This is a genomic window from Pelomonas margarita (assembly GCF_043555875.1).
GTDB lineage: Bacteria > Pseudomonadota > Gammaproteobacteria > Burkholderiales > Burkholderiaceae_C > Pelomonas > Pelomonas margarita.
Map to the genome: position 1 here is coordinate 1 of NZ_JBIGHW010000033.1, position 4,976 is coordinate 4,976.

At 64.0% G+C, this 4,976-nt stretch carries 2 protein-coding genes; both read left to right on the plus strand.

From position 1 onward, the window contains the following. Window positions 1-13 precede the first annotated feature (13 nt). Entirely contained in the window at window positions 14-3,925 is a 3,912-nt protein-coding gene (locus ACG0Z3_RS22970; protein ID WP_394402331.1) for an RHS repeat domain-containing protein, read from the plus strand. Between the two features lie 3 nt (window positions 3,926-3,928). Next, window positions 3,929-4,825, plus strand: a complete 897-nt coding sequence (locus tag ACG0Z3_RS22975; RefSeq protein ID WP_394402334.1) for a hypothetical protein — start codon at window positions 3,929-3,931, stop codon at window positions 4,823-4,825. Window positions 4,826-4,976 lie beyond the last annotated feature (151 nt).

A 4,976-nucleotide genomic window follows, 5' to 3' on the forward strand; every position in this document is an offset into this window, starting at 1 on the left:
GCTGACAACCGCCGTGATCGGCGGGCAGCTGCGGCTGATCGAGTTCACCGGGGCGGGCTGCAGCACCTGCGGGCCGGCCAACCGGCGCTACGCCTACGGCACCGCGGGCCAGCTTCTGCGCAGCATCGCGCTCGACGCCCAGGGCCAGCCGCTGAGCGCTGAGCTGATCAGCCATGACCGCTGGGGGCGTCTGTCCCAACGCAGCCGCCAGGCCTACAGCCAGGGCAAGCCGGTGGGCGCGCCGCAATGGCTGCAGCGCTATGAGTACACCGACCTGCGCTACGCCGACGGCAGCATCGCCTTGGGCCAACAGCCCACGCGCATCACACAGCCCAGCGTGATCGCAGGCAAAACCCGCAGCACCGAGTTTGATTACAACGACAAGGGTCAGGTCTTGCGTATCACCGAGCGAGGCTGGAGCCCTATCGACGAGCAGGGCCGCGAGACGCCCACCGCCATCGAGCGCTCCACCCGCTACGCCTACATCACCATCGCCGGCAAGAGCCTGCTCGCCGAGATCGACGGCCCTCTGCCCAACGGGCGCAAGGGGACGCCGGAGGATTCGGATGTGACGCGCTTCAGCTGGGATGAGCGCGGCGCAAGGCTCGTCGAGGTTCAGCGCCCAGAGGGCTTGCGCTGGACGCTTCGCTACGAGGCCGCTGCGTTGCGGCCCACCTCGCTCGAGGAGCGATGGGGCAGTCAGACGTACCGCAGAGAGCTGGCGTATGACCTCAACGGCGAGGTTCGCAGTCTGCACACACGGGCTTTGTCTGCCGGAGGTCAAGTACTGGCAGACCGGACGGAGCTGCGCCAGTTCGAGGCCCTGCGCGAGGTCCTGCGGGTCATTCGTGGGGATGGCGCTCAGCTGGAGATCTCCCGGGAGCCCCGAGCCGAGGGCATCGCCGCCACGGCCCCGGAACACCGAGTCGTGACCGCCAGCTTTGGCATACCCGGGTCCGTCACGGACGGGCTGGCGCTTGCCCTGTCGACGCCGGACCGCCAAGCGAGCCGGCAGATGGATGACTGGGGGCGACTGGTGAGCCTTCAGTTGCCCCATGAGGCGCGTCGCTGGGCACGCTATGACGCAGCGGACCAGCTGCAGGCAATGCACCAGGGTGACGGATCCGTCCGGACCTTCGTCTACAACCGCGCAGGGCAGCTCCAGCAGCTCCGTGATGCCCAGGGCGACCAAGCCAGGGTTCGACAGTTCGCCTGGGACGGCGCCTTCAGGCTCACCGAAGACGTGCTCGATCAAGCCGGGAAGCTGCGCAATCGTCTGAGCTTTCGCTTCGATGCCTGGGGCCAGCTGGTAAAGCAGGATCTCTTTGTGGCGGAACGGGGCAAGACACCCGTGGCCGGCTTCCAGAATCTTCACGACAAGCACGGCCACTTGACGGGCCGACGCTTCAATGATGGTCAGGAGTTTGGCATCGTGACGACCGCGCAGGTCGTGGAAGTCCGGCAACAGCGGATCCCGGCGGGTTGGCGCGACAAGCTGAGCTGGATCCCTGCACACTGGTGGCCGACACGTCTGGTCGCCAGCCATGCGCGGAGGGCCCCTGACGCATCAACGGGTGCGGAGCGCTTGCCGGAGTCGGCGAGCGCGCCCCCGGTACAACTCGGCGAATTGCCCCCGCTCGATGCCAGGGGTCGTGCGCGCGAGATCCGCAACGAGGCGGGCGTCCTGCAGCTGCATTGGACCGTTTCGGGTGAACTCGCCACTGTCCAAGGTAAAGACGGCCAGCCCGTGGTCCGCTATGACTATGACGCGCGAAGCCGCCGTGTCGCCAAGCACGGCGCCGACGGCAGCGAGTACTTCCTCTACGACGGAACCCAGCTGGTGAGCGTGTGGAAGCAGCGATCGCCAGAAGCCGATCCCGAGCCAGCGCGGCACTTCGTCTATGCCGGTTTTCGGGTGATTGCCATGCTGACGCAAGGCAAGGGACTTCAGATCGACACGGACAGCCGCGGCGCTGCTGTTTCCGTCCGCAGCCTGGAAGATGAGCAGCTGCGCTGGACAGCGAGGCTCGACGACAAGGGGCGGCTCATTGAGCAGAAAGGTCCGGAACTGGACCCGGGACTGCGCCTGGTCAACCAATGGCACGACGCCGAGACGGACCTGCACTACAACGTGGCTCGCTACTACGACCCCCGCTCGGGCCGCTTCCTGAGCACCGATCCCTCTGGCCTGCACGACAGCATCGACAAGCACACACCGGCAGCGCTGCAGCTGGACACCACGGTGTACGCTGCTGCCCAGCCCTGGCACTACTTCGATCCCGACGGCGCGGCCAAGCTGACCTACTACCTGATCGACAGCAGCCCGGACAACAAGACCACGGCGACCATGCGCTGGGGCTTCTGGCTTCGCGACATTGCGCCGGGCAACAGCAATCAATACCTCTATGACGCGGGCGGCAGCTTCCTGGCCGCGGATACGAACCCGCTGAAGAGTGGCGTTGCCACCGAGGTGGCTACGAACTATGCGCGGTGGACAGCCAAGGATCTCGCTGACGAGAAGCTCGGCAATCCGATCCAGGCCTTCGTCGCGCACTACCTCAAGGACATGCAGTCCCCGGACGCCTATACCGTCGAGATCGCCGAGGGGGCTGCCCTGCAGATCGCCAACAACCTCAGCAAGACAGGCGACGTGCTGAACAAGTACTACTGCGACAAGGGGTCGCCCAAGCTGGTCTATCCGGCGGTCACCTGGCGAGGCCTGACTTTGAGTCCGGGGGGGATCCTGGGCAGCCGGGACGACGGTGCAGGATCGCGCGTCGACCAAGGCACCGACACGGCAAGCTGTGACCAGCTGCAGACACCCGCCCGCGCGTTTGCGCGGCTGAAGTCAGCAGTGATTGCTCAAGAGTCCGGAGGCAAGGACTGCAGCAGCGATGGTTGCCCCGCCGGCACGAAGAATCCTTCCGGCACGCCCGCGAGCTATGGCTCTACACAGTTCGTGGTGGCGACTTTCGTGGACCGCCTGATCAAGTTCGGCAAGAAGCGCCCACTCAGCACCAACAGCAACGAGTTCTTCAAGCAGCTCTTCAATCAGGATGCCAACCTGACAGAGGCCGAGAAGAAGACGCTGGGCTACGTGGACAAGGACGGCAAGGACACCGGACTCCAGAAGCAGCTGGAGGATGCCGACAAGCGCGCGCAGGCCGTGACCACCTGGAAGGGGAAGATCGCGGGGGCCACCACAACGACCACAGACCCGACCTCCGTCTCCGATGCCGACCTGGTGGCCTTTGCGAAGGACACCGGCTTCGCGCATGTCGCCAAAAGCAAGACGAGCGAAGCGCGCACCATGTATGAGCGCATGGTCCGCTGGCAACAGATGAAGCTGCTGGTGGACCCGCTGCGCGGTGCCAATGCTGACGCCACCATCAAGGCCATCGACGACAAGTCTGCGGATGAGAAGAAGGCGGGAACGAAGCCCACGACCCGCGAACGATTCGACAGTCTGCTGTCAGGGCTTGGCATGACCGAGAGCAATACGCGCGTCTACCTTGGGGAAAAGATCATCTGGAACGAAGGCTGGGAAGGATTCCGCAGCGCGGCCATCTTCACGGACAGCAAGGTCAAGAACTTCCTCCTGACGGACGCAGACTCGCTGTTCAAGTCAAGCACGAAGTTCGACATCATCAGCGACCGTGAAATGAAGTGGAAGTACGCCGAGTACTCAGCGAACAAAGACAAGAACACGTCGGAAGAAGATCTTGTCAAGTTCATCGGCTACTTCCACAACAGCGGTGGTAATGCCAAAAGCCTGAGCACAGCCGATGGGCTGAAATACGTGAAGGAACTGGTCAGCAAGTGGAAGGACACCAGCAAGCGCCCCTGCGCATCCGTTTCAGCGCCACGCTTCCAGCTCGATCCCGCCAGTGCGCCAGCTTCTAGTTCGGCCTCCTCTGCAGGCTGAACGTTGCATAGAAAATCCAGTATGTCTTCTTGCGTTCGACTCATCACCCTCTTCGGCCTCTTGCTCCTGGCCAGCGCTCCCCATGCACAGGTGTATGCCCGGTTTGGCAGCAAGCTGGAGAAGGAATTTGACAAGCGAATCCATGCCGTGGCGGACATCAGCCCCGACCTGCCCGCTTGCAAGCGCAACGACGCCGCCTGGTGGGCGCAAGTGCAGCGCTTTGACAAGATGTGGAATGATCCTCGCCGGCTCAGTGACGTCAGCTGGCGCGTCGAGCGTTGGAACGACACCCTGCCCCACGTCGAAGACTGGCCCCTCAGATTGCGAGTTCCCCCGATGCAGACAAAGAAGGGCGCAGTACCCGAATTCGGCCCAGCCCAAGGCGTCACCTGGCTCGACATCGACGGCGACGGCTGGTGCGATGCCCTGCTGTCGGTCGACGCCGAGGCCGTCAAACGGCCGGGTCTGCCCATCATCCTGACCGACTTGTCCGCCGCCCTGTTCTACCACCCGGCCAGCGAGGCCTTCAAGCAGGGCAGCCGTGGCCCCTACCTCTTCAACAGCCGCGGTGGCGAGATCACCAGCGCCTTCAGCTTCTACTACAACCGCAAGGCCCGGCGCGTGGAGACTGTGGAGCGCATTTTCAGCAGCGGCATGCTGTACAGCTCCGAGGGTTGGGAGGAGTTGCACGGCCAGCTGATGCTCAAGGGCGCCTTGCTGACAGAGCCCCGTTGCAAGCAGGCGGGAGGCGAGTCCGAGCCCTGCACAGCCAACACCGCGATGAACGAGGAATTCGAGCGCGTGCTGGATGCGCTGAGCGAGCGGAGTCCACGCGAGGCGCCCATCCGGAAGCGATTGCTTGATCTGTCGCAGCAGGCCTCCGCGCAGGCAAGGCCGTAACTCGCCCCGGGGCCACCAGTAATCTAGTCTTACTGTGTCACAAGAATAGCGACGTTCGTCCGCAGCACGTGCATGAGCCCAATCGAAGGTTCAACTCATAGCTCAGCAGGTGCCGCAAGGACGTGATTGACGTCGGCACGTGGCGCTGAGC